Source organism: Comamonas sp. NyZ500 (assembly GCF_016772095.1).
Classification (GTDB): domain Bacteria; phylum Pseudomonadota; class Gammaproteobacteria; order Burkholderiales; family Burkholderiaceae_C; genus Comamonas; species Comamonas thiooxydans.
Genome location: NZ_JAEIJE010000003.1, coordinates 168593 through 193319 on the forward strand (window position 1 = coordinate 168593; position 24727 = coordinate 193319).

At 63.6% G+C, this 24727-nt stretch carries 22 protein-coding genes; 13 read left to right on the forward strand and 9 right to left on the reverse strand.

Annotated elements, in window-relative coordinates:
- Positions 1-42 precede the first annotated feature (42 nt).
- Positions 43-762, forward strand: coding sequence for an MgtC/SapB family protein (locus tag JAO85_RS06500; protein WP_012839965.1), 720 nt, complete (start codon positions 43-45; stop codon positions 760-762).
- A gap of 108 nt (positions 763-870) precedes the next feature.
- Here the strand turns inward: JAO85_RS06500 and ruvB are convergent, their stop codons facing one another.
- A complete protein-coding gene (gene ruvB / locus JAO85_RS06505; protein WP_012839966.1) occupies positions 871-1965 on the reverse strand; it encodes a Holliday junction branch migration DNA helicase RuvB in 1095 nt (364 codons plus the stop codon).
- Between the two features lie 142 nt (positions 1966-2107).
- On the opposite strand from ruvB, the gene JAO85_RS06510 reads away from it, so the two are divergent.
- A complete protein-coding gene (locus JAO85_RS06510) occupies positions 2108-2641 on the forward strand; it encodes a peroxiredoxin (RefSeq protein ID WP_003068738.1) in 534 nt (177 codons plus the stop codon).
- An 18-nt stretch (positions 2642-2659) separates the two neighbouring features.
- Here the strand turns inward: JAO85_RS06510 and JAO85_RS06515 are convergent, their stop codons facing one another.
- Together JAO85_RS06515 and ruvA are read right to left on the reverse strand one after the other, a co-directional pair.
- Positions 2660-4222 (reverse strand): serine protease, encoded by a 1563-nt coding sequence (locus tag JAO85_RS06515; RefSeq protein ID WP_202787734.1) that lies wholly within the window; start codon positions 4220-4222, stop codon positions 2660-2662.
- A gap of 49 nt (positions 4223-4271) precedes the next feature.
- On the reverse strand, positions 4272-4847 hold the full coding sequence (gene ruvA, locus JAO85_RS06520; RefSeq protein WP_012839968.1) for a Holliday junction branch migration protein RuvA: 576 nt from the start codon (positions 4845-4847) through the stop codon (positions 4272-4274).
- A gap of 49 nt (positions 4848-4896) precedes the next feature.
- Between ruvA and JAO85_RS06525 the strand changes: the two genes are divergently transcribed.
- The 6 genes from JAO85_RS06525 (at position 4897) to JAO85_RS06550 (ending at position 9861) form a co-directional block, all read left to right on the forward strand.
- Complete coding sequence (locus JAO85_RS06525) at positions 4897-5907, forward strand: PhoH family protein (protein ID WP_202787735.1); 1011 nt, start codon at positions 4897-4899, stop codon at positions 5905-5907.
- A 49-nt stretch (positions 5908-5956) separates the two neighbouring features.
- Positions 5957-6415, forward strand: a complete 459-nt coding sequence (gene ybeY / locus JAO85_RS06530) for an rRNA maturation RNase YbeY (protein ID WP_012839969.1) — start codon at positions 5957-5959, stop codon at positions 6413-6415.
- A gap of 21 nt (positions 6416-6436) precedes the next feature.
- Positions 6437-7951 carry a sensor histidine kinase gene (locus JAO85_RS06535; protein ID WP_054073797.1) on the forward strand — a complete coding sequence of 505 codons (1515 nt, stop codon included), beginning with the start codon at positions 6437-6439 and terminating at the stop codon, positions 7949-7951.
- Between the two features lie 7 nt (positions 7952-7958).
- The gene (locus JAO85_RS06540; protein WP_003068724.1) at positions 7959-8585 is read left to right on the forward strand and encodes a response regulator transcription factor; all 627 of its coding nucleotides are present in this window, start codon (positions 7959-7961) and stop codon (positions 8583-8585) included.
- 91 nt (positions 8586-8676) lie between these two features.
- Positions 8677-9171: a heme-binding protein gene (locus tag JAO85_RS06545; RefSeq protein WP_012839971.1), complete on the forward strand. Its 495-nt coding sequence runs from the start codon at positions 8677-8679 to the stop codon at positions 9169-9171.
- An 18-nt stretch (positions 9172-9189) separates the two neighbouring features.
- Complete coding sequence (locus tag JAO85_RS06550; RefSeq protein WP_054073795.1) at positions 9190-9861, forward strand: outer membrane protein; 672 nt, start codon at positions 9190-9192, stop codon at positions 9859-9861.
- 65 nt (positions 9862-9926) lie between these two features.
- Here JAO85_RS06550 and JAO85_RS06555 read toward each other — a convergent pair whose 3' ends face one another.
- Positions 9927-10910, reverse strand: a complete 984-nt coding sequence (locus JAO85_RS06555; RefSeq protein WP_012839973.1) for a tripartite tricarboxylate transporter substrate binding protein — start codon at positions 10908-10910, stop codon at positions 9927-9929.
- Between the two features lie 192 nt (positions 10911-11102).
- On the opposite strand from JAO85_RS06555, the gene JAO85_RS06560 reads away from it, so the two are divergent.
- Positions 11103-11867, forward strand: a complete 765-nt coding sequence (locus JAO85_RS06560) for a sulfite exporter TauE/SafE family protein (RefSeq protein ID WP_012839974.1) — start codon at positions 11103-11105, stop codon at positions 11865-11867.
- Between the two features lie 102 nt (positions 11868-11969).
- Here JAO85_RS06560 and dbpA read toward each other — a convergent pair whose 3' ends face one another.
- Positions 11970-13379: an ATP-dependent RNA helicase DbpA gene (gene dbpA, locus JAO85_RS06565; protein ID WP_202787736.1), complete on the reverse strand. Its 1410-nt coding sequence runs from the start codon at positions 13377-13379 to the stop codon at positions 11970-11972.
- 163 nt (positions 13380-13542) lie between these two features.
- Here dbpA and JAO85_RS06570 point away from each other — a divergent pair, with 163 nt between their 5' ends.
- Positions 13543-14868, forward strand: a complete 1326-nt coding sequence (locus JAO85_RS06570) for an amidohydrolase (RefSeq protein ID WP_202787737.1) — start codon at positions 13543-13545, stop codon at positions 14866-14868.
- Positions 14869-14914: 46 nt separating this feature from the next.
- On the opposite strand, the gene JAO85_RS06575 is transcribed toward JAO85_RS06570, so the two are convergent.
- Genes JAO85_RS06575 through JAO85_RS06585 form a run of 3 tightly spaced genes read right to left on the reverse strand, consistent with a single transcriptional unit; the run spans position 14915 to position 18171 of the window.
- Positions 14915-16696: a dipeptidase gene (locus JAO85_RS06575; RefSeq protein WP_054073791.1), complete on the reverse strand. Its 1782-nt coding sequence runs from the start codon at positions 16694-16696 to the stop codon at positions 14915-14917.
- A gap of 54 nt (positions 16697-16750) precedes the next feature.
- Positions 16751-17200, reverse strand: a complete 450-nt coding sequence (gene dtd / locus JAO85_RS06580) for a D-aminoacyl-tRNA deacylase (RefSeq protein WP_202787738.1) — start codon at positions 17198-17200, stop codon at positions 16751-16753.
- Positions 17197-18171: a cation diffusion facilitator family transporter gene (locus JAO85_RS06585; RefSeq protein WP_012839978.1), complete on the reverse strand. Its 975-nt coding sequence runs from the start codon at positions 18169-18171 to the stop codon at positions 17197-17199. The genes dtd and JAO85_RS06585 overlap by 4 nt, the downstream gene beginning before the upstream one ends.
- A 160-nt stretch (positions 18172-18331) precedes the next feature.
- On the opposite strand from JAO85_RS06585, the gene JAO85_RS06590 reads away from it, so the two are divergent.
- From JAO85_RS06590 to JAO85_RS06600, 3 genes are read left to right on the forward strand one after another with little or no spacing between them, the layout of a single operon-like run.
- On the forward strand, positions 18332-20410 hold the full coding sequence (locus JAO85_RS06590; RefSeq protein ID WP_202787739.1) for a bifunctional diguanylate cyclase/phosphodiesterase: 2079 nt from the start codon (positions 18332-18334) through the stop codon (positions 20408-20410).
- Positions 20411-20455: 45 nt separating this feature from the next.
- Entirely contained in the window at positions 20456-21907 is a 1452-nt protein-coding gene (locus JAO85_RS06595) for an AMP nucleosidase (protein ID WP_034354761.1), read from the forward strand.
- 9 nt (positions 21908-21916) lie between these two features.
- Positions 21917-23131 (forward strand): GGDEF domain-containing protein, encoded by a 1215-nt coding sequence (locus JAO85_RS06600; protein WP_202787740.1) that lies wholly within the window; start codon positions 21917-21919, stop codon positions 23129-23131.
- 1 nt (position 23132) lies between these two features.
- Here the strand turns inward: JAO85_RS06600 and JAO85_RS06605 are convergent, their stop codons facing one another.
- Positions 23133-24725 (reverse strand): GMC family oxidoreductase, encoded by a 1593-nt coding sequence (locus tag JAO85_RS06605; RefSeq protein WP_039050100.1) that lies wholly within the window; start codon positions 24723-24725, stop codon positions 23133-23135.
- Positions 24726-24727 lie beyond the last annotated feature (2 nt).

Consider the following 24727-nt stretch of genomic DNA (forward strand, 5'->3'; position numbering starts at 1 on the left):
ATATTTCGGCATTGATCAACCGGCAATAACAATCAGAACTTCATGCAATCCCTACAGAACTTCAATCTGCTCGCCACGCTGAACACGGTGCTGTGTCTTCTCGTGGCCTTTGTCTGCGGCAGCATCATCGGCCTTGAGCGCCAGATACGCCAGCGCACGGCAGGCCTGCGCACCAATACCCTGGTGGCCGTGGGCGCGGCCGTGTTCGTCGACCTGGCCATGCGCGTCTCTGGCGCGGACGGCGCCACGCGCGTCATCTCCTATGTGGTTTCGGGCGTGGGCTTTCTGGGTGCCGGCGCCATCATGAAGGAAGGCGCCAACATCACGGGGCTGAACACCGCCGCCACGCTATGGGGCTCGGCCGCCGTGGGCGCCTGCGCGGGCGCGGGCCTTCTGCCCGAGGCCGGCCTTGCCACCCTGTTCGTGCTGGCCAGCAACACCTTGCTGCGCCCCGTGGTCAACTACATCAACCGCCATCCCGTGGCCGAACATGCCAGCGAGGCCACCTACTATGTCTATGTGATCTGCGGCCAGCAAGCCCAGGCCGATGTGCGCGAGGGCATGCAGGAGCTGCTGGAGGCGGCCAACTACCCGGTGCGCGCGGTGGAAAAGCACGAGATCCCGCCGCACAACACCGAAATCGAGGCCGAGCTGTTCGCCACGGCCGTGCATGCCGAGGAGCTGGACCAGGTGGTCACGCAGATCGAAGCCTTGCCCGGCGTGCTACAGGCCTTCTGGAACGCCGGACCGCAGAATAATTGACCCCTGAGCCGCTGCGCGGCTTCCCCCCAGGGGGACGACATCTTCGCTGCGGGACGGCGGGGCCGCCCAAGCCCTTGCTCGATGTCTCTGGTTTGGGTTGCGCCAGTTTTATGCTGCATTGTCTCCGGGGGGCTGCAGGCCCAGGTGCCGGTAGGCGGCCTGGGTGGCCATGCGGCCGCGCGGCGTGCGCTGCAAAAAGCCCTGCTGGATCAGATAGGGCTCGATCACATCCTCGATGGTGCCCGACTCCTCGCCAATGCTGGCGGCGATATTGTCCAGGCCCACGGGGCCGCCGTCGAAACGATGCACCACGGCTTCGAGCAGCTTGCGGTCCATGATGTCAAAGCCCTGGGGGTCCACATCGAGCATGGCCAGCGCCTTGTCGGCAATCTCGCGCGTGATGCGGCCGTCGCCCTTGACATCGGCATAGTCGCGCACGCGGCGCAGCAGGCGGTTGGCAATGCGCGGCGTGCCGCGCGAGCGGCGTGCAATCTCGAAGCAGCCTTCCGCGTCAATCGGCGCATTGAGCAGTCCAGCGCTGCGCCTGACGATGCGCGAGAGCTCCTCCGAGGTATAGAACTCCAGCCGCGCCACGATGCCGAAGCGATCGCGCAGCGGGTTGGTGAGCATGCCGGCGCGCGTGGTCGCCCCCACCAGCGTGAATGGCTGGAGATCGAGCTTGATGGAGCGTGCAGCCGGACCTTCGCCGATCATGATGTCTATCTGATAGTCCTCCAGCGCCGGGTAGAGGATTTCCTCGACCACCGGGCTCAGGCGGTGAATCTCGTCGATGAACAGCACATCGTTGGGCTCGAGATTGGTGAGCAGTGCCGCCAGATCCTTGGGTTTTTCCAGCACCGGGCCGCTGGTCTGGCGCAGGTTCACGCCCAACTCGGCAGCGATGATGTGGGACAGCGTGGTCTTGCCCAGGCCCGGCGGGCCGAACAGCAGCACATGATCGAGCGCCTCGCTGCGCTTCTTGGCAGCGCCGATGAAGATCTCGAGCTGCTCTCGCGCCTTGGCCTGGCCCACATATTCGTCGAGCTGCTTGGGGCGCAGGGCACGCTCCAGCGCCTCTTCGCCCTGGGACGAATGCCCGGCCGAGACCATGCGCGGCGCAGCCGCCTCGGGGTCGGCGGCCGCGCTTCTGGCCTTGCGTGCAGGTGCGGGACTGGCCGCAAATTCGTCCACATGAATCGTCATGGCGGCAATTGTGCCCCAAGCATGACAGGGACACTGATTAAAAATACAGGGGAAAACAAAATCCCACAGTTGCAGTGCCCCACATTGACGGCCGGCCCCTGGCTTTGCGCACAATGACGGCAAAGATCCGAGGAGCTTTTTCATGCGTATTCACACCCTGGCCTGTACGGCCGCCCTGCTTTGCCTGTCCGTCGCTGCCCAGGCTGCGCTCAAGGCCGGCGATGCAGCACCTGGCTTCAAGACGCCCGCAGCCGTTGCCGGCAAGGCTTTTGACTTCGATATGGCCGAGGCGCTCAAGAAAGGGCCGGTGGTGCTGTATTTCTTCCCCAAGGCCTTCACTCAGGGCTGCACGCTGGAAGCGCATGCCTTTGCCGAAGCCACGCCCCAGTTCGCGGCCATGAAAGCCACGGTGGTGGGCATGTCACATGACGATATCGACACCCTCAAGCGCTTTTCCACCGAGGCCTGCCGCGACCAGTTCGCCGTGGCATCGGACCCTCGGGCCGTCACCATCAAGGCCTATGACGCGGGTGCTGCCGCCAACCCTGCCAGGGCCGACCGCATCTCCTATGTGGTGGGCCAGGACGGCAAGGTGAAGTTCGCCCTTGTCAGCAGCGACCCGCTGGCCCATGTGGAGCAGACCAAGGCGGCCGTCAGGCAGTTGCAGGGGAAATAGGCCCTGCCCGGCCCTCGGTCACTGCGCCAGCCAGTTCCCGATCTGGCTGTTGAAGGTCCGGTCGAAGCGGCTGTAAACATCGGAGCCGCCGCTGACCGTACATGAGCTGCTGCCGCCGGACAGCGTACCCACGACGCGTCCGCCTGCAAACATGGCCGAGCCACTGCTGCCGCCTTCGGTCACGCCCTTGCTCCAGCCGACGTTCACGAAATCGCTCTGGGCATTGCCCGGGCTGCAGGTGATACTGCCGGCGCCCAGGCTGCAGTTTCTGTAGCTCTGCACCTGGCCTTCGCTGTATTTGAGCAAGTCGCCCTGCGGGTGATGCAGTCCGTAGATGGCCGTCCCCGTCACCGCCGTTCCTCTCGCATCCCAGCCGGCCAGCGTCGCACCGGCAGGTGGCACCTCATTGAGTCGCATCAGCGTGGCATCGGTCACAGCGGTCGAATACAGCAGCGTGGCACCGCGCTGCAGCGCCAAGGTGCTTGCATTCGGCTCGAAGCTATTGCAGCTTGCCGAACGGAAAAACCAGTCCGTGCGCAGCGAAGTGGCGGCTGCCTGCGTCGAGATGCAGTGACTGGCCGATAGAAAATACGGCGTGTAGTCCCGCTTGGTATTGTTCAGCAGGGAGCCCGTGCAGTAGTAGTAGCGGTTGTCGGGGCCCACATAGGTCATGCGCGCCACGGCATTGCGCTCGACCGCGTACTGATCGGCGCAGCTGGCATCGAGCTCGCAACCCGCGGCATCGCCCACATTTCTGGGCACAAGGCTGTCGCGCAGCTCCAGCTCCACGGGCAGGGCCAGGTTGACATAGGCATGGGTGAGCGTGGGAATGGCAATGCGCAGCTGCGATGTCGACAGCCCCGCAGGCAGTGCGATCTCCAGCGTGACCTCATCGGCGCCCAGGTCGGGGGTCCACCAGATGCCAGCCGCCCGGGTGTCGCCGTCGGCGCGACGGTTGCGCGCAATGGCCTCGTTGATGGCCTTGCCCGTGGTCTCGAACCCGGTCTTGCTGCGATCCTTGCGGTACAGCCTGAGCTCGGCGGCATCGGGCATGGCATCGACCACCAGCCCCAACCGCAGGCCATGGGCGCCGGTCGAGGTGATGCTGATCGCCGCCACCTGTCCGCCATCCGGGGTCTTGGACCAGCGCAGCGTGCGTGCCATGTCGCCTGCGGACTGCAGCGAAGACAGCGCCCGCGGCGCCCCTATCTGCATGGGCACACCGGGCATGGGCATGACCGGCGATGGCGCGTCGTTCCACTGCGGCAATGCCAGATCGACGGTCTTGGGTCGCACGGCCACGGATGCCACGGCCACGCCTCTGGCCGAAGCCGCAGTCTGGGCGGCAGGCACTATCAGCGAATCCAGCACATAGGCCGTGGGCGGACCCGGCGGAGGACTGGTCTCTGCGACGCCCGCACCATTGCCGCCGCCGTTACCGACACCTGCGCCGCCAGGGCCCGGGTCCGGAACACTGCCTCCGCCCCCTCCGCCCCCTCCGCCGCCGCAAGCGGTCAGCGCCACCAGCATCAGACTTGCGCATAGAGAGGGAATGCGCCTGCCCTGTATCCACCAATGCATATCGTGTTCTCCTGCAGTTCACGATCGGACTGGCACAGGGCCAGCGAAGCTATTTGGTCAAAGCCTTGAGCGCGAGCTTAATGCCCTCGCTCACCCCTACATCGGGTGGGAGTTTCTTGAGGGCGGCCGAGGCCTCCTTGTCCGAGTAGCCCAGCGCCATCAGTGCCTGCTGAATATCGTTCTGGTCGTTGTTATTGGCAAACAGCGACTGCGCACCGGTATCCGCGCCGATCTTGCCCTTGAGCTCCAGCAGCAGACGCTCGGCGGTCTTCTTGCCGATGCCGGGCACCTTGACCAATCGCCCTGCTTGCTGCTGCGATACCGCGTCCGCGAGATCATCGATGCTCATGCCGCTGAGCACGGCCAGCGCCATGCGCGGTCCTATGCCGGTGATCTTGATGAGTTCGCGGAAGGTCTGGCGCTCGCGGGCCGTACCGAAGCCGAACAGCAGCTGGGCGTCTTCCCGCACCACGAAATGGGTCAGCAAGGCTACCTTGGCACCATTGGCAGGCAAGTTGTAGAAGGTGCTCATGGGCACCTGCACCTCATAGCCCACACCGGCACAGTCCACCAGGACTTCGGGCGGGTTTTTTTCCAGCAGCGTTCCAGTCAATTTGCCTATCATTGAAATCCTTTGCCGCACCGTGCGGCGATTCTTTTGAGAAATTATCCGCGTGATCCTGCGCCATACCTTCACACCCCATAACAATACGCGCCTGACCCATCTCTGCGGCCCGGCAGATGCGCATCTGCGCACCATCGAAATCGCGCTGGGCGTCAAGATCGCTCACCGCCACGAGCAGTTCAAGATCGACGGCCCCAAGGCCAAGGCCAATGAGGCGCTGGAGCTGCTTCAGGCTCTCTATGAGATCGCCGACTACGTGATTGCAGAAGATACGCTGCAGCTCATGCTGGCCGGCGATGTCGAGATGCTGGAGGCCGACCTGACGGCTCCGCAATTGACTACGCGCCGTGCCGATCTGCGCGCCCGCACGCCCAACCAGGCCCTGTATCTGGAAAACATCGCCAATCACGACATCAGCTTCGGCATCGGCCCGGCCGGCACGGGCAAGACCTATCTGGCCGTGGCCTGCGCCGTGGACGCGCTGGAGCGCAGCGCCGTGCAGCGCATCGTGCTGACCCGGCCCGCCGTGGAAGCCGGCGAACGCCTGGGCTTTCTGCCCGGCGACCTGACGCAGAAGGTGGACCCCTATCTGCGCCCGCTGTATGACGCGCTCTACGATCTGATGGGTTACGAGAAGGTACAGAAGGCTTTCGAGCGCAATGCGCTGGAGATCGCGCCGCTGGCCTTCATGCGCGGACGCACGCTGAACAACGCCTTCGTGATCCTGGACGAGGCGCAGAACACCACGCCCGAGCAGATGAAGATGTTTCTGACCCGCATCGGCTTTGGCGCCAAGGCCGTGGTCACGGGTGACGTGAGCCAGGTCGACCTGCCCAAGGGAGCACCCAGCGGACTTGTCGATGCCGAGCGCGTCCTCAAACGCGTCAAGGGCATCTCCATCAACCACTTCACCAGCGCCGACGTGGTACGCCACCCGCTGGTGGCCCGCATTGTGGACGCCTATGACGCACGCGGCCGCGTGTCCGAAGGCACTTCGGCGCCCAAGCACCGCAGCAGCCACCGAACGGCCCGCCCGCTGCCAACGGCAGACGAACTTTAATCAAAATCAATAGCTACTAGCGCTTACCTCATAAGGGCTAAAAGCCAAAATGACCTTAAATCAACTGCAACTATCGCTGCAATTCGGTCCCAGCGCCGAGGCCGCCGCCCATCGCGAACTGCTGAGCCGCAGCCGCGTCACGCGCTGGATCCGCCACGCGCTGGCCGTGGATGCCGAGATTACGGTGCGCATCGTCGATGCCGAGGAAGGCCGCAAGCTCAATCGCGAGTACCGCAAAAAGGACTACGCGACCAATGTGCTGACCTTCGACTATCAGCAGGAGCCGACCGTGATGGCCGATCTGGTGCTCTGCGCCCCCGTGGTGGAGCGCGAGGCCCAGGAGCAGAACAAGAGCCTGGAAGAGCATTACGCCCATCTGCTGGTGCATGGCACGCTGCATGCCCAGGGCTGGGACCACGAGACCAGCGAGGAAGACGCCGAAGAGATGGAGGCTTACGAGACCGACATCATGAAGGAGATGGGTTACGAAGACCCTTACGCCAAATAATCCGCGACAACACCGACCATCATGATCATCCCCCACTGGCGCCGCCCCCTGGCCTGGCTGCTAGCCTGGGCCCTGGTGGCCATTGCGGGCGCAGGCTGGCTCATGCATGCGCGGTTGCTGGCCCTGGAGGATGCATTCGTGACGGATGCACGCATCGTGCATCGGCTGCTGAGCCAGCGTGCCGTGCAACACGATGCGGTGATGGCCATGCTGCCCCTGCTGCAACCACCTGCGCAAGGCCGCAGTGCCAAGGCGGCCTTGCCGCTGCCGCGCCTGCCAGCCGCCTATCCGCAGATCATCGAGGTACTGCGCCGCCTGCCGGACAGCAGCTGGCCGGCTGACTGGCCTCATGACCTGGGTGCCGCGCTGGATATGGCAGAGGCCCGCTCGCTGCAAAGCGGCCATGCCGAACTGGCCTGGGCCGACCTGCCCAAAGGCCGGGTATGGCTGGCGCTTGCCGGCCCAGCCGCCGACCACGCCCTGCTGCTGGATCTGCATGCCACCATTCCCTGGGACGAGTGGCCCATGGATGCCCAGACCAGTCCAGTGCGCGTGCGGCTTCAGTATCAGGGCCAAGCCTTTACCGTGCAGGCCGGGCGGCGTCTGGAGCATGGCTGGAATTACGACTTTCACAAGCTGCTTGCCTCGCAGAGCCAGCCCTTCGATGTGGTGCTGGAGCGCGACGTGGGCTGGAGCGAGCTGCCCTGGGCCACCATGCTGGCCTGGGCGGCTGCCAGCGCTGCAGCACTGGCCGCACTGCGCACCCTGCTGCGCCAGCGCGTGACAGCACGCCGGGCAGAAGAGCTGCTGCGTCTGGGCCAGGTCGCCCGTCTCAACCAGCTCGGCGAACTGGCCGCGGGTATGGCGCATGAACTCAACCAGCCGCTGACCGCGCTGCTGGCCAATACCCAGGCGGCGCAGCGCCTGCTGGGCGATGAGGAGCCAGATCTGGACATGGCGCGCCATGCCATGAGTCAGGCCGTGGCCCAGGCAAGGCGCGCCAGTGCCGTCGTGGGGCGCCTGCGCCGCGTGGTCGAGCGGCCCGATCTGTCGGGCCAGGTCCAGGCTCTGCCCCTGTCCACCGCCGTGCATGATGCACTGCACCTGCTGGAGCCCGAGCTGCGCCGCCGCAGCATTGCCGTGCAGGTGGATGCTCCCGCAGACCTGCCGGCCGTGCGCGCCGAGCCTGTGGCCTTGCAGCAGATCATCCACAACTTGGTGATGAACGCGCTGCAGGCCATGGAGCAGACCGAGCCCGGCCAGCGCCGCTTGCGCCTCACGCTTAGCCCCCAGGGCGCGCGAGTCCTGCTGAGCGTGCGCGACACCGGCCCCGGCGTGGCGCCCGAGGCGCGAACGCGCCTGTTCACCCCGTTCTACACCACACGCTCCGGCGGCCTGGGATTGGGCCTGTCGCTGTCGGAAAGCCTGGCGCAGGCGATGGGAGGCGAGCTCACTTTGGCGCCCCCCTCTCCTTCGCCTGCCGACGGGCCTGGGGCCGAATTCCATCTGCAGCTCCCGCTGGCACACCTGCCTTGAACGCGACATGACCTCTTCCCTCTCGCCCCTGATTCACCTTGTGGACGACGATGCCGCCGTGCGCGACAGCCTGGCACTGCTCATAGGCACGGTAGGCCTGCGCGTCCAAACCTGGTCCGACCCGCATGTCTTTCTCGCCGAGTTCGACCGCAGCGACGTGGGCGCCATCGTGCTCGACGTGCGCATGCCTGGCACCAGCGGGCTAGCGGTGCTGGACAGGCTGGTGGCGCAAGGGGTGGATCAGCCGGTGATCATGCTCACGGGCCATGGAACCGTGGAGATGTGCCGCCGCGCCTTCAAGGCCGGGGCTGCGGAATTCCTTGAGAAACCGGTCGATGACGAGCTGCTCATCGAGGCGCTGCAGGCCTCCGTGCGCCAGCATGTGCGCTCGCGCGAGCGCCACCAGGCCGACCGGCAGGCGCGCGAGCGTTATGCACAGCTATCGAGCCGCGAATGCGAGGTGCTGGGCCTGATCGTGGAGGGGCTCACCAACAAGGAGATCGGCCGCGCGCTGTCGCTCTCGCCGCGCACGGTGGAGACCCACCGCGCCAACCTGTTCGCCAAGCTGGAGACCGACTCGCTGGCCATGCTCATCCGGCGCTACGCGGCCCTGGTCGAGGACGCCGCTCCGTAGTTCTACGGAGGTAGGCGCGTAGCCTGCCGCATGGACGCCCGGGTGGCGTTTTTCTACAGTGGCGTTCATACCCATCCACCCGGAAAAACGTATGAAACACACTCTGACACTTGCCGCCCTGACTCTGGCCATGCTGACCGCCGGCACCGCCAACGCCCAGGCCGTGCGCACGGAAAAGAATATGTCGCTGGAGCTGGCCAACCAGATCGCCGCCCAGTCCGTCTCGGCCTGCGCCGCCAACAGCTATGCCGTGACCGCCACCGTGGTCGATCGCGCCGGCGGCGTGCGCGCCGTGCAGCGTGCCGACAACGCCGGCCCACACACCGTGGAAGCCAGCCGCGAAAAGGCCTTCACCTCGGCATCGGCCAAGGCGCCAACGCTTGCCATCATGGAAAACTCCCAGAAGAACGCCGGCGCAGCCAACCTCAAGGACATCCCCGGCTTCCTGCTGCTGGGCGGCGGCGTGCCCGTGAAGGTGGGCAATGAGGTGATCGGTGCCGTGGGCGTGGCCGGTGCGCCCGGCGGCCATCTGGACGACCAGTGCGCACAGGCCGCCCTGGCCAAGGTGCAGGACCTGCTGAAGTAATCGGATCTAGGATTTTTCGTGAAATTTCAACGCCTTGCCCCCCTGCTGATCCTGGCTGCCGCAGGCAGCGCTTTTGCCGACGATAGCTACTACGGCGCCCTTCGGATCAATTCCGCACGCTACCAAGCCCACGACATGGACTCCAGCGCCCGCCCCGGCCTGGGCCAGTTCGTGCCTGGCGACGAGTCGAATACCGCCACAGGTGGCTCCCTGGCCCTTGGTTATCAGCTCCCGTCGAACTGGCGCGTGGAAGCCGAGTACACCCTGCCCAAGAACAACGAGTTCACCAGCGGCTCTACCCGCTTCCCCACCAGCTTCAACCACCACCAGATCCGCTCGCAGCGCCTGATGGTCAATGCATACAAGGATTTCCCCCTGAACGCCCGGTTCTCGCTGTACGGAATGGCCGGCCTGGGCCTGGCACGTCTGGAGTCCAGCGGCTGGCAGGGCAATCCGGGCCGTCAGTACATCAGCGACACCCAGAACAATCTGGCGTATTCCGTGGGTTTTGGCGTCAGCTATTCGCCTGTCCAGAAACTCAGCATCGACCTGGGCTGGCGCTATGTCGACATGGGCAAGGCCAAGAGCGGTGCCAACAACTTCGCCAACGTCCGCGGCCTGCAAGACGAGCAGATGCGTGCCAAGCTGACGGCCAGCGAAATCTCGATCGGCCTGCGTTACAGCTTCTGACCCAGTCCTCTAGAGCAAAGAAAAAGCGGCCCTCGGCCGCTTTTTCTGCTGGTGCGTAAAGCCGTTTACTCGACGCTCAGGCCAATGCTGCGCACCAGTTGGGCAACGCGCACATCTTCGGTCCTGATCTGTTTGGCAAACACTTGTTGGCCCTCGCCCACGGGGGTGATGCCCTGCTGCAGCAGACTCTTGCGCAGCTCGGGGTCCCTGAGCGCCTTGTCCGTGTCCTGGGCAATAGCCTGAACCACGGCAGCGGGCGTGCCCTTGGGTGCGAACAAACCGAACCAGGCACCAGCCTCAAAGCCCTTGTAACTCTCGGCCAGGGTCTGCACCTGGGGCAGCAGTGCATGGCGCTGCAGGCCGGACACGGCCAGCGCCGTGAGCTTGCCGCTCTGGATCTGGGTAAGCGCCGGAGCAATCGCAATCAGCATCACATCGACCTGGCCGGCCAGCACATCCTGCAGGCCCTGGGGGCCGCCGCGATAGGGAATATGCGTGGCGAAAAAGCCTGCGCGCTGCTTGAACTGCTCCATGGCCAGATGCTGGGCGCCCCCCGTGCCCGAGGAGGCATAGTTGATCTTGCCCGGGTGGGTCTTGGCATAAGCCACGAAGTCCTGCAAGGTCTTGAAGCCCTTGCGGGGATTGGCCACCAGCACAAAGTCGGACTGGCCCAGCTTGGTCACCGGCACCAGATCGTTCTTGACGTCATAGGGAAGATTGCGCTGCACATTGGGCATGATGGTGATGGCGCTGTCGCCGCCCACCAGCAGGGTGTAGCCATCGGGCTGGGCCTTGACCACGGCATCCACGGCCGAGACGCCGCCGGCCGCGCCCTTGTTTTCCACCACGATGGCCTGCTTCCAGTCCCTGCCCACCAGATTGCCCACCTGGCGGGCCAGCAGATCCGGGGCGCTGCCGGGGCCGTTGGCCACCACCAGCCTGACGGAGCGCGCAGGAAACTCCGGCTGCTGAGCCATGGCTGCGCCCGATACACAGCTTGCAGCCAGCATGGCCCAGGCGGTGCGGGAAAGGAAACGGGGCAGATTCACGGCAAAACTCCTTAACTAAGGAGTTGATTGTCAAAACAATCACTTATTTCTCAAAATACTGTTTTCACATTCTTTTATTTCCAAAAATAATTAACCACACAAGAAAAAGAAAAGAGGTGACGCGGGCCAGCGCCTAAGATCGACCCCAACCACAAGGCGCAATGCCGATAGAGAAAATCAGGAGACAAGAACATGGAGAACCTGGGCCACCTCGCCCTTTTGCTGGCCGCCGCTTTCACGGCCGGCGCGCTCAACGCCGTCGCCGGTGGCGGCAGCTTTCTAACCCTTCCCGCACTGGTCTTCACCGGCGTGCCACCCGTGATTGCCAATGCCACGGGAACCGTGGCCCTGCTGCCAGGCTATATGGCGGGCGCCTGGGGTTTCAAGGACGATATGCAGTCCCCGCCTGGCCTGTCCATGAAGCAGGTGGTGGCTCTGTCCCTGATCGGCGGCTCCGCCGGTGCGGCGCTGCTGCTGTTCACGCCCGACGCCACCTTCCGCAAGGTCGTTCCCTGGCTGCTGCTGGCCGCCACCGCCATGTTTGCCTTCGGGCCGCAGCTGCGCGCCTGGGCCTCGGGCAAGAATGCCGCCCATGCCACCCCATCCGTTGCCAAGGCCGCTGCAGGCATGCTGATCGTGGCCATCTATGGCGGCTACTTCAACGGCGGCCTGGGCATTTTGCTGCTGGCCTTGTTCGGCCTGCTGGGCCAGACCTCGCTCAACGCCATGAACGGCATGAAGAACCTGGTCTCGGCCCTGCTGACGGCCATTGCCGTGGTGATCTACGCCGTGGGCGGCATTGTGGAATGGAAGCAGGCCATCGTCATGATGGTGGCCGCCACCCTGGGCGGCTATCTGGGAGCCCGCGTGGCGCGCAAGATTGCACCCCATGTCCTGCGCTGGGGCATTGTGGCCACGGGGCTGGTGATGGCAGGGCTGTTCTTCGCCAAAGGCTGAAGCGCTGTCCAAAGCAAAAAGCCTTCTCGGTCCGAGAAGGCTTTTTTTGTGAGCACGCAGCGCTTGATAGATAAGCGTCAGAGGCCAATCTGACTGATATTTTCAGAGCAGACGAGCCTTGACCGTCTTGCCCTTGACCTTGCCTGCATTGAGCCTGGCGCAGGCCGCCGAGGCAATCTTGCGATCCACGGCCACATAGGTGGAAAAGTCGTTGACGCTGATCTTGCCGATCTGCTCGCGGCTGTAGCCGAAGTCGGCGCACATGGCGCCCATCACGTCGCCGGCGCGGATCTTTTCCTTGCGCCCGCCAATGATCTGTATGGTCATCATGGGTGGCAGCAGCTCGCCACCGGCGGCAGGCGTGAGTTCGTCCACAGGGAAGAATTGCGAAGCACGGCCCTGCAGCTGCTCGATCTTGCCCACGCTGCCCATCTCGTCCATGCTGACCAGATTCAGCGCCAGGCCTTCGGCATCGCCACGGCCCGTACGGCCGATACGGTGGATATGCACCTCGGGGTCGGGGGTGACATCCACATTGATGACTGCAGACAGGTCGGCGATGTCCAGGCCGCGCGCCGCCACATCGGTGGCGACCAGCACGCTGCAGCTCTTGTTGGCGAACTGCACCAGCACCTCGTCGCGCTCGCGCTGCTCCAGCTCGCCGAACAGGGCCAGGGCGCTGAAGCCCTGGGCCTGCAGCTCGCTCACCACGTCGCGGCATTGCTGCTTGGTATTGCAAAAGGCAATGCTCGATTCTGGACGGAAGTGCGCCAGCAGCCTGGCCACCGTGCTCACCTTTTCTCTAGTACCGACTTCGTACCAGCGCTGCGCGATCTTGCCCGCGCTGTGCTGGGTCGCGACCTTGACGGTCTGCGGATCGCGCATGAAGCGGCTGGCCAGCGAGGCAATGCCATCGGGGTAGGTGGCCGAGAACAGCAAGGTCTGACGGTCCGCCGGGCATTGGCGCACCACGGTTTCGATGTCGCCGAGAAATCCCATGTCCAGCATGCGATCGGCCTCGTCCAGCACCAGGGTCTTGAGGTTGCCGATGTCGAGCTTGCCGCGCTCCATCAGATCCATCACGCGCCCGGGCGTGCCGACGACGATGTGGGCGCCGTTTTCCAGCGAAGCGATCTGGTTGCGCGAGGGCACGCCGCCATAGACGGTGACGACCTTGATGTTGTCCTGCGCGCGCGCCAGGCGGCGGATTTCGGTGGCGACCTGGTCGGCCAGCTCGCGCGTGGGGCACAGCACCAGGGCCTGGACGGCAAACCAGCGCGGGTTCAGGCGATCGACCATGGGCAGGCCGAAGGCAGCCGTCTTGCCGCTGCCGGTGCTGGCCTGGGCGATCAGGTCCTTGCCCTGCAGGGTCAGCGGCAGGCTGGCGGCCTGGATGGGCGTCATCTGCGCATAGCCGAGCTGCTGGAGATTGGCCAGCATTTCGGGTGACAGGGGCAGCGCCGAGAAAGCGGAGGAATCAGAGGCCTGGGCGGCGCTGGTGAAGGTATTCATGGGAGCGGATTATCCCGGGCCTGCGCCACAAAAGCCTTGTGCCATCGTTATTCACGGTGCCATTTGCGGGTTGCCCCTCTTCAATCCGGGCCGGCCATGCTCCTAGTCTGAAAGCGCGCTCTCCATGAGCTGCCTCTGTTTGAAGCCAACCACAGACCCTCACATGCACCCTAGCCTTACCCGCAAGTTCTGCGCCGTCGCCGCGCTGGCCGTCACTCTGGGCTCCGCCCAGGCAGCGGAGCTGGACCCCCAGCCGCTCAAGCCCCAGTTGCAGCAACTGATCGCCAAGATGTATCCGCAGTTGCGCGGCGTCTACGAAGACCTGCATGCCAACCCCGAGCTGGGTTTTCAGGAAACTCGCACCGCCGCCAAGCTGGCTGCCGAAATGCGCAAGCTGGGCTTTGAGGTCACCGAGGGCATTGGCAAGACCGGTCTGGTCGCCATCTACCGCAATGGCGCGGGCCCCACCGTCATGGTGCGCACCGAGCTGGACGCCCTGCCCATGGAGGAAAAAACCGGCCTGCCCTATGCGAGCAAGGCCAAGGCCCAGTACAACGGCAAGGAGAGCTTTGTCGCCCATAGCTGCGGCCACGACATGCATATGACCAGCTGGTTGGGCACGGCGCAGGCGCTGCTGGGCCTGAAGAACCAATGGAAGGGCACGCTGATGTTCGTGGCCCAGCCATCCGAGGAAACCGTGACCGGAGCCAAGGCCATGCTGGCCGACGGTCTGTTCAAAAAATTCGGCAAACCCGACTACGCTTTTGCTCTGCATACCGGCTCCATGCCCTACGGCATGGTCGGCTATGTGGCCGGGCCGGCGACCTCCAATTCGGACTCGCTGGACATCACGTTTCATGGCCGTGGCAGCCATGGCTCCATGCCGGACAAAGGCATTGACCCCGTGCTCATGGCCTCGCGCTTTGTGGTCGATGTACAGGGCGTGATCAGCCGCGAAAAAGATCCCATGGAGTTCGGCGTGGTCACCGTGGGCGCCTTCAACTCGGGCAGCGCGGGCAATATCATTCCCGACCAGGCGCGGCTGCTCGGAACAATCCGCAGCTACAAGAGCGAGGTACGCACCAGAATGCACGAAGGCATAGAACGCACAGCCAGGGCCGAAGCCGCCATGTCGGGCGCTCCTGCACCCGAGGTCAAGCTGGTCAAGGGCTCGGATGCTGTGGTCAACGACGCGGCACTGGTAGGCCGCACGGTCAGGCTGTTCAAGGCCGCACTCGGCGACCGGAACGTGATCCCCATCTCACCCATCACGGCCAGCGAAGATTTCTCGGACTTCATCAACCAGGGCGTTCCATCCATGTTCTACACCCTGGGCGTATACGACCCCAAGAAGGTGGCCGAGGCCAGTCAGCCCGGTGGCAAGCCCCTGCCCTTCAACCACTCGCCCTTCTTCGCCCCAGAACCCGAACCCACGTTCAAGACCGGCGTGGAAACCATGACCCTGGCGGTCATGAACGTGATGCAGTAAGCGCAAGCCAGCCCCGCCATCGGGGCTGCGCCTTGCCTTCAGCGCGTCACTGCATCTGCTGCAGATTGCCGATGCGCACCAGCATCTCGGTGAACATCTGCATATCCGTGCGCAGATCCGGCAGCTCCTGGTACTCCAGCGCATTGTGGGCCGTGTACTTCTTGCCTGGCATCGCCGGACCGAAGTTGATGGCATTGGGCATGAGCTTGGCCGTCGTGCTGCCTGCGGTAGGCACGGGCCTGGCATCCAGCCCCGTGGTGTCGCCAAAGATATTGAGCAAGGTGCTCAGCCACGCGCCCTTGGGATCGCGGGCCATCCAGTTGCCCTGTGTGTACTGCACGCTGACCGGTACCTTGGCCGCATCGCTCCAGCGGGCAATGCCCTGCTCCACCTCGGCGCGCAGCTGCTCCGGCGTCTTGCCCCGCGGCATGCGCGCATTGGCCGTCACCTCCAGTTTGCCATCCGCGGATTTGATGAGATTGGGCGACAGCGTGAGCGGCCCCATGAAATCATCGGCATAGGCGATGCCCAACTGCCGGCCCAGATAGTCCAGGCCAAACACGCCATTGATATAGCGCACGGCCTGGCTGTACTGATTGGGCTGCAGCAGCGCCGCGCCCTGCTCCGGCATCAGGCTCTGCTGCAGAAACAGCGCCAGGCGCGGCACGGGATTCACCCCTTCCTCGGGGCGCGAGCCGTGAGCGGAAGCGCCGCTGACCTTGACCGTGACCTGGCCCTCGGCGCGCTGCACATCGATGGAGAACTTGCCCTGGGCCTCGTGCCTGCGCACAAACCCGTCCTTTTCCTTGGACAGCCGCTGCGCAATCTGATCCAGCGCAGCTGCATCGATGGCGGAGACGGTAGCGGAAGCCGTCTGCGCAATGGAGTTGGCCGAGGCGGCGCCGCTCATGGCGGTGATGGCAGGCTTGGCTGCATCCACGGTGACATCCGCAAACAAGGCCTTGAGCGCGCCCGTGCCCTTTTCAGCGACCACGGCCGGGTATTTGCTGTCCAGCACGATGTTGTACTGCGGCAGCGCGGTCTTGCTCTGGTAGTACTTCATGGCATCGCCGCCGGTTTCCTCGGTGGTCTCTATCATCAGGCGAATGCTGCGCGAGAGCGGCAGACCGCTGTCCTTGACCGCCTTCATCGCATACAGCACGGTGGCGATGGAGCCCTTGTCGTCAATCGTGCCGCGCCCATAAAGCCGATCGCCCACGCGGGTGACCTGGAAAGGGTTGATCTGCTTGCCGTCCAGCACCCACTCGGCTGCCACCACCGGCACCACATCGGCATGGGTCAGGATGCCGAACTCGGTGGCCTCGCTGGCGCGGCTCGCCACATTGGCTGGCAGCGTCACTTCAAAAATGCGGTTGTCCACATTGCGAAAGCGCAGCCCGAACTCGGTGGCCATGGATGCCACGAGCTTGCCGAAGTCCAGGATGGCCGGACTCTCATGCGCAGGCACCTTGGGATCGCGCACCGTGGGCAGCGCCACCATGCGCTGCAGGCTCTCCAGCACCGCTGTCTCCTGCGTCAGACGGTTGTACACACCCAGCAATCGCGCGATATCCGCGAGCTCGCCATCCGACAGCGTCTGGCCGCGCGTATAGCGCTGCACGGCAGCCGCCACGCCAGGCTCGGCCCTGGCGGCCTGTTGCGCAAAGGCCTTGAAGGATTCGGGCGGGGTCGGGGCGGACGATGCGATCAGTGCGTCCAGCGCGGGTTTCTTCAAGGTCTGCGCCTGGATGGGCAGACTGGCGCCTGCCAGACCCAGAATCAGACCGGCGGCGAGGAGGGACAAAGAGGGCTTGCAGGATTGCTTCATGAACAGCTTTTGTTGAAATCGTGGTGACGGGTGGGTTCGCAGGCCCGGCCTTGCCTAGACCTGTGGCTCCATGCGCATGGGAATGGTGACGGGCCCGTCATTGACCAGGTGCACCTGCATATCGGCGGCGAACTCTCCGGTCTGCACCTGAGCGTGGGCAAGCCTGGCCTGGTCCACAAAGTATTCGTAGAGGCGTCGGCCTTCGTCGGGCGCGGCGGCGGCGGTAAAGCTGGGGCGATTGCCGCCTCTGGTGTCGGCAGCCAGCGTGAACTGGCTGACCACCAGCAGTCCTCCGCCAATGTCCTGCAGGCTTTTGTTCATCTTGCCGGCCTCATCGCTGAAGATGCGCAGCTTGAGCATCTTGGCCAGCAGCTTGTCGGCCTCGGCCTCGGTATCGCCGCGCTCGGCACAGACCAGCGCCAGCAAGCCCTGGTCGATCTGGCCCGTAATACGGCCGCCGACCTCCACGCGCGCCTGCTTGACGCGCTGAATCACACTCATCATGTACTCAAACCTTCCTTGGCCGCACCCTGTGCTTCGCCGCCCTGCTCTCCATCGGCCACTTCGCTGACCGTGTTCATGCCCATGGGCAGCAGCTCGATGCGGGCATACAGGCCTGGAATGGCCTGCAGCAGCGCGGCTTCAATCTCGGAGCGCAATTGTGCCGCTCGCAGCACGCTCCACTGGCCGGGAACATGCATGTGAAAGTCCACAAAGCTGCGCTCCCCCGCCTGGCGGCTGGAGATATTGTCAAAGTTCACCCCCTCGTTGCGCTTGGCATAGCCGTCCAGCAAAGTGTCAATCTTGAGACGCTGCGGCGCGTCCAGCGCCTGATCCATCAGTCCTTGCGAGGACTGCCAGACCAGTTGCACCCCCTGCACGCAAATATGCACAGCCACTGCCAGAGCCACCAGTGCATCCACCCACAGCCAGCCCGTCAAGGCGGCGGCCAGCAGCCCGACCACCACGCCCACCGAAGTCCAGACATCGGTCAGCAGATGCCGCGCATCGCCCTCCAGCGCCATGGAGCGGTATTTGCGTGAAGAGCGCAGCATGACCCAGGCCAGCAGCCCGTTGAAGACGGTGCTGAGCAGCGACAGCATCAGGCCCCAGCTCAATTGCTCCAGTGGTTGCGGGTTCCACAGCCGCGACAGCGCCGCCCAGGCAATCGCCAGGCTGGCGCCTATGACCAGCACGCCCTCGAAACCGGCCGAGAAGTACTCTGCCTTGTAATGTCCATAAGGGTGCTCGGTATCCGCCGGTCGCTTGGCCACGGTCACCATGGTCAGAGCAAACATGGCTCCGGCCAGGTTCACAAAGGACTCCAGCGCATCGGACAGCAGGCCTACCGAACCGGTCAGCCACCAGGCCAGGGTCTTGAGCACAATGGTGAGCAGTGCCACCACCACGGACAGGCGCAGCAAATTGTGCGGCTGCAGCCATTGTGAATATGTTGAGACGTCAGATTTGGACATGTTCAGGTTCTACAGCCTCTATATCACCAAGTGCTTTGATACATCAATAGTCTTTGCAAGTTGTCTATAAAGCAACCCAGAATCCCTTATCGTGATGGACATGTCATGCTCGAGGCTGACCTGATTCCTATATAAATACTCCCAGAAAAAAGGGAGGCGCATGCCTGATACGTTGATAGCACAGCAACCGAGGGATGAGGACGCCATTCTTCGACTGGTGGCCGATACAGCGCCCGCTATGCTGGCTTATTTTGATGCCGACACACGCGCCTGTCGTTTTGCCAACGCGCGCTATGCAGAGCACTTTGGCCACACCATGCAAACCATAGTGGGCATGGATGTGCGTGACATTGTGGGCGAGCTGGTCTGGACACAGATCGAACCTTATCTGGACTCCGTGGCCGTCGACAACACTCAGACGCTGTGCTACACCCGCCAGGTCGAAAACGAAATTGGCCGGCTGCAGCACATCGAGGCAGTGCTGCGCCCTCACGAGGAAAAAGGCGTACTCAAGGGCGTTGTGGCGCTGATGACCGATGTCAGCCACCACCATCTGGCGACACAGCAGATACGCGACAGCGAAGAGCGCATGCGCAAGTTCGCTGCCATCACCACCGAGGCCATCGTGATGCATCGTGACGGCATCATCACGGACGGCAATGACGCACTGGCCCGGCTGGTTGGCTACTCGCTTGGCGAACTGCGCGGCACGCCGGTTCTCGATTACGTGGCACCTGAAGCGCGCCTGCGGGCGCTGCAGAACATGCGCAGCGAGCGAGAGGATCGCCTCGAGTCCGTGATCATGCACAAGAACGGCCAGCTAATCCCCGTAGAGATAGAGGCCTGCACCATGCCTGGAGAAAAGGACAGGCATCGCATCGTCCTGCTGCGCGACCTGACCGCAAGCCTTCAGACCCGGCAGCACATGGACTATCTGACCCAGCATGACCTGCTGACACATCTGCCCAACCGGGCGCGTCTCAACCATTTGCTGGCCGATGCCATCGCCAGGGCTGCCGGCGAGCAATCACGACTGGCGGTGCTGTCACTGGACCTGGACCAGTTCAAGGCGGTGAACGATTCGCTCAGTCATCAGGCAGGGGATCTGCTGCTGTGCGAGCTTGCAAAGCGGCTCCGAAGCACTGTGGGTGCTCAGGACATCGTGGCCCGCACCGGCAGCGACGACTTTGTGGTCGTGCTGCCCGACAACCCCGGCCTGCTGGAGACCGAGGCCCTGCTGACTCGACTTCGGGCCACAGCAGAGGCTCCCTATCTGATCGAGGGTACCCAACTGGTGATTTCCGTGAGTGTCGGCATCGCCATGTATCCCAAGGACGGGAAGTGTCCGGCGTCCCTGCTGAGCAATGCCGAGGCCGCCATGCAGATGGCCAAGAGTCGCGGCCGCAGCTTCTCCCAGTTCTACACTCCTGCACTCGAAAGCCGGGCCACACGCATGCTGATGCAGGAGCAAATGCTGCGCAACGCCGTGGAACGCGGTGAGTTCGAGCTGCATTACCAGCCGCAGACCCTCATGCAGACCGGCGAGCTTTCAGGCTTTGAAGCCCTGGTGCGCTGGAAGCACCCGCACCGCGGCCTGGTCTCGCCCGACGAGTTCATCGGCTTTGCTGAAAACCGGGGGCTGATCGCGGCCGTGGACCGCTGGGTGCTCTATCAGGCCTGTCGTCAAGCCCGTGCCTGGCAGCAACAAGGCTTTCCCGCCATCCCCGTGGCCGTCAACCTGTCGGCACAGGAATTCCGCCAGCGCGATGTAGTCAAGGAAGTGGCGCAGGCACTGGCCGACACGGGGCTGGACGCCTGCTATCTGCACATCGAGGTCACAGAAACCACGCTGATGCTCTCGGGCAATCAGATGCAGCAGACTCTGCATGCCCTCAAGGCACTGGGCGTGGGACTGGCGATCGACGATTTCGGTACCGGCTACTCGTCTCTTGCCTATCTGCGCAAGCACCCCATAGACCGACTCAAGATCGACCGCTCATTCGTGACCGATCTGCCCCACAACCCTGATGCGGCCGCCATTGTCAATGCCATCGTGCAGATGGGCAGTAGCCTGCATCTGGAGATTCTGGCCGAGGGTGTGGAAAGCACTGAACAGCTGCAACTTCTGAGAGAGATGGGCTGTGCCATGATGCAAGGGTTTCTCGTGTCAGCGCCACTATCTGCCGAGCAGGCTTCGGCATGGATGTCGCAACACTGTCAACTGCTACAAAGACAATAGTGCATGGCCTCGAATACACCGACACCCTCTCATAGAAGCAGCAGCATGTTTCATACGGATGCCCCTCAGGCATTGGCCCATGTGCAGCAGCTGTACCGCGAGCAAATCGATCATCTGCGAGCTGCCATGCAGCGTTTCGTGGCGGGTGAAACTCCGGCCGCGCCCATTCATGCCTACTACCCGTTCGTACGCATCAAGACCACCACGGTGGCGCAAGCCGATACCAAGCTGACCTACGGCTTTGTGGAAGGCCCGGGCACCTACGAGGCCACGCTGACCCGGCCCGACCTGTTTGCCAGCTACTTCGGCGAGCAATTGCGCCTGCTGATCCTGCACCACCAGGTCCCCATCGAAGTAGGCCTCAGCGACAAACCCATCCCGATTCATTTCTCGTTCGCCGACAACGACCATATCGAAGGTTCGCTCTCGCCAGAGCGCCGCATGCTGATGCGCGATGTGTTCGATCTGCCCGACCTGGAATCCATGGACGACGGCATCGCCAACGGCACCTGGCGCGCGGCGGCAGGCGAGGCCCTGCCTCTGTCGCTGTTCACCGCCCCGCGCGTGGATTACTCGCTGCATCGCCTGCGCCACTACACAGGCACGGCCCCCGACTGGTTTCAGAACTTCGTGCTGTTCACCAACTACCAGTTCTATATCGACGAATTCATCCGCCTGGGCCACGCCGAAATGGCCAAGGAGGACAGCGAATACATTGCCTTTGTCGAACCCGGCAATGTGGTGACCCGCCGTGCCGGCCTGCCCGCGGAAGCCGTCGACGAACTCGGCACGGCGCCGCCGCGTCTGCCGCAGATGCCGGGATACCACCTGGTGCGCGCGGACAACAGCGGCATCACCATGGTCAATATCGGAGTGGGCCCGGCCAATGCCAAGACCATCACCGACCATATCGCCGTGCTGCGCCCCCATGCCTGGATGATGCTGGGCCATTGCGCAGGCCTGCGCAACAGCCAGCAACTGGGCGACTATGTGCTGGCCCACGCCTATGTGCGTGAAGACCATGTGCTGGACGAAGAGCTTCCTCTATGGGTGCCGATTCCTGCGCTGGCCGAAATCCAGGTCGCGCTGCAGCAGGCCGTGGCCGATGTGACGCAGATGGAGCGTGCTGATCTCAAGCGCATCATGCGCACCGGTACCGTGGCCAGCACCGACAACCGCAACTGGGAACTGCTGCCCGACAACCTGCCCCAGCGCCGCTTCAGCCAGAGTCGAGCCGTGGCGCTGGATATGGAGTCGGCCACCATTGCTGCCAACGGCTTCCGCTTCCGCGTGCCCTATGGCACCTTGCTGTGCGTGAGCGACAAGCCGCTGCACGGCGAGATCAAGCTGCCTGGCATGGCCAACCACTTCTATCGAGAGCGTGTGGACCAGCACCTGCGCATCGGCATGCGTGCCGTCGACATACTGCGCGAAGGCGGCTCCGACCGCCTGCACAGCCGCAAGCTGCGCAGCTTTGACGAAGTGGCCTTCCAGTAAAGCCCAGCCATGCCGGAAACCGACCCGTTTTCCATGACATTGATGGTGGCCGTCAATTTGATGACGGTCGCTTTTGCACTGCCATGGTTTATGGGTCAGCAAATGAGCCGGGCGACCAGAAATGCTCAGCAATTCCTGCTTTTGCAGGGGCTGGCCTGGTTGCTCGTCTTCTGCGCCGGGCATGTACTCCCCTTCACATGGAATGCGCTGCTGTCGATATCCAGTGCCGCTGCTGCAACCGGCGCACTGTGGCAGCTGCATAAAGCACTCAAAGGTTGGCTTGGACCTCGCAACAAGATACTCACCCGCTCCCTGGCCGTTCTGTGCCTGCTGACACTTGCGGGCGTGCTGGTTCTGATCGAGAGCAAGCCCTACCGGTTGGCTTGGTTCAATATCAGCTACGGCTTGAGCCTTGTCACTCTGGTCTGCCTGACCTTATCGCCGCAAACCAACTCGGCCACGGCCTGGCGTTATCTGCTATTGGGTGCTGGCCTTTGCATCGCAAGCATTCTGCTCATACGCGGCTACTTCACCTTGAACGCTCCCTGGCTGCGCAGCTTTGCAGAGGAACCCAGCCCACATATGCTGCTTTCGTGGCTGATCCCCATAGGTTCCGCCATTTTTTTCGTATCGATCCTGATGGCCTGCCGTGACGAAGAAGTCCGCCAGCGATCCGCAAACGCACCAGAAGACAGCCTGACCGGCCTGCCGCTGCGCCAGGCCATCAAGAACCAGGCCCGCTTCATGCTGAACAGAGCTCGACGCGAAGGCCTGCCGCTGGCCTTGATTCTGATCGACATGGATCACTTTTCCCGGGTCAACAGCCGCCATGGCTATCAGGCCGGAGACGCGGCGCTGCAGCTCATGTCACGCACTCTGCGAAAGCAGATGCGCGGCGACGAGGTCGTGGCCAGATGGCAGGGTGAATCCTTTTGCCTGCTGATTCACGCCGATCAATTGGGGGTCAGGTCGCTGCTGACTCGCATCCAGTCCGCATTCCAGATCGGCGCGCAGTACGAACTGCAGATGGATCTGGACTTCAGCGCGGGTTGTGCCCTGGTCCCCTCAGCCTGGAAGAGCCTGAGCCTCAACGAGCTGGCCAGCCATGCCGGCACCGCCCTGCAACAGGCCAAGAATCAGGGCCGGGGAAGGGTGGAATGCACCACTCTGACGCCTCCGCCCGGCGAGGATCATGCCCCCTCCGACTTGGCTCCGCTGGCCTGAGTCAGCTCTCGGCCTTGATCAGATCTGCCGCCTTCTCGGCGATCATGATGGTCGGCGCATTCGTATTGCCGCTCACGATGCGCGGCATGACCGATGCGTCGACCACGCGCAGCCCTTGCACGCCATGCACCCGCAAGCGTGCATCGACCACATCCTTCACGCCAGGCCCCATGCGACAGCTTCCCACAGGGTGATAGATGGTGTCGGCGTAATTGCGGATGAACTGCTCGATCTCCGCATCGCTGCGCGCCTGTGCCGAATACTCCAGCTCCCGCCCCTCGAAACGGGCCAGCGCAGGCTGCCCGAGAATTTCGCGCATGCGGCGTACGCCGCGCACCAGGCGCTGCATATCGTCGGCCTCGGCAAAGAAGGCAGGGTCTATGAGCGGCATGGCTCTGGCATCGGCAGAGGCCAGCTTCACGCTGCCCCGGCTCCTTGGCTGCAGCAGACAGACATGGCAGGAATAACCGTGACCCAGCACCGTCTTGCGACCGTGGTCGACCAGCTTGCCCACCACAAAATGCAGCTGCAGATCGGGTGCACGCTCCTGCGGCCCGCTGCGGACAAAACCGCCGGCCTCGGCAAAGTTGCTGGTCAGCATGCCCCGGCGCTCATGGCGCCAGCGTCCCATGCCCTGCCAGACATTCCTGAGGCCGGCAAACGACAGGCCAAAGCTGTCCGTCATCTGCGGGCCGTCCACCACCTGCACCACATCGGGGTGGTCATGCAAATGCTCGCCCACACCGGGAAGGTGATGCACGACATCAACGCCTGTTTGCTGCAGGTGCTCGCCCGGCCCTATGCCAGAGAGCATCAGCAGCTGCGGCGACTGCAGCGCCCCCGCACAAAGCAAGACCTCGCGCCGGCAGCGCAGCTGCCGGGTCTGACCACCCTGCACATACTCCACTCCGACAGCTCGGCGACCTTCCATCAGCACCCGCAGCACCTGCACACCGGTCAGGATTTCCAGATTGGGCCTGCTGCCTCGCACCGGTGTCAGATAAGCCTTGGCGGCACTGCAGCGCTCGCCCTTGTGATGCGTGACCTGATACAGACCCACGCCCTCCTGAGCAGTGCCGTTGAAGTCGAGGTTGTGCGCATGACCGGCCTGCACGCCCGCGCGCACAAAGGCCTGGGCCAGCGGGTTCGGATCGCAGAGATCGGAGACATGCAAAGGGCCGCTGGCACCATGCAGCGCATCCGCGCCGCGCGTATTGCATTCGGCCTTCAGAAAATAGGGCAGAACATCGCTCCAGCCCCAGCCTGGATTACCCTGAGCGCTCCAATATTCGTAGTCCGCAGGCTGGCCGCGCAGATAGATCATGGCATTGATGGAGCTGGAGCCGCCCAGCACCTTGCCGCGCGGCTGGTAGCCTCGCCGACCATTGAGGCCGGCCTGCGGCACCGTGCTCATGGCCCAGTTGAAGTTTTTCTGCTTGGCCATCAGCGCCAGCCCTGCCGGGCAGTGGATCAGCACGCTTTTGTCTTCGCCACCAGCCTCCAGCAAGGTCACGGTGACCTGCGGGTTCTCGCTGAGCCTGGCGGCCAGCACCGCACCAGCGGAGCCGCCTCCCACCACCAGATAGTCACGCATGT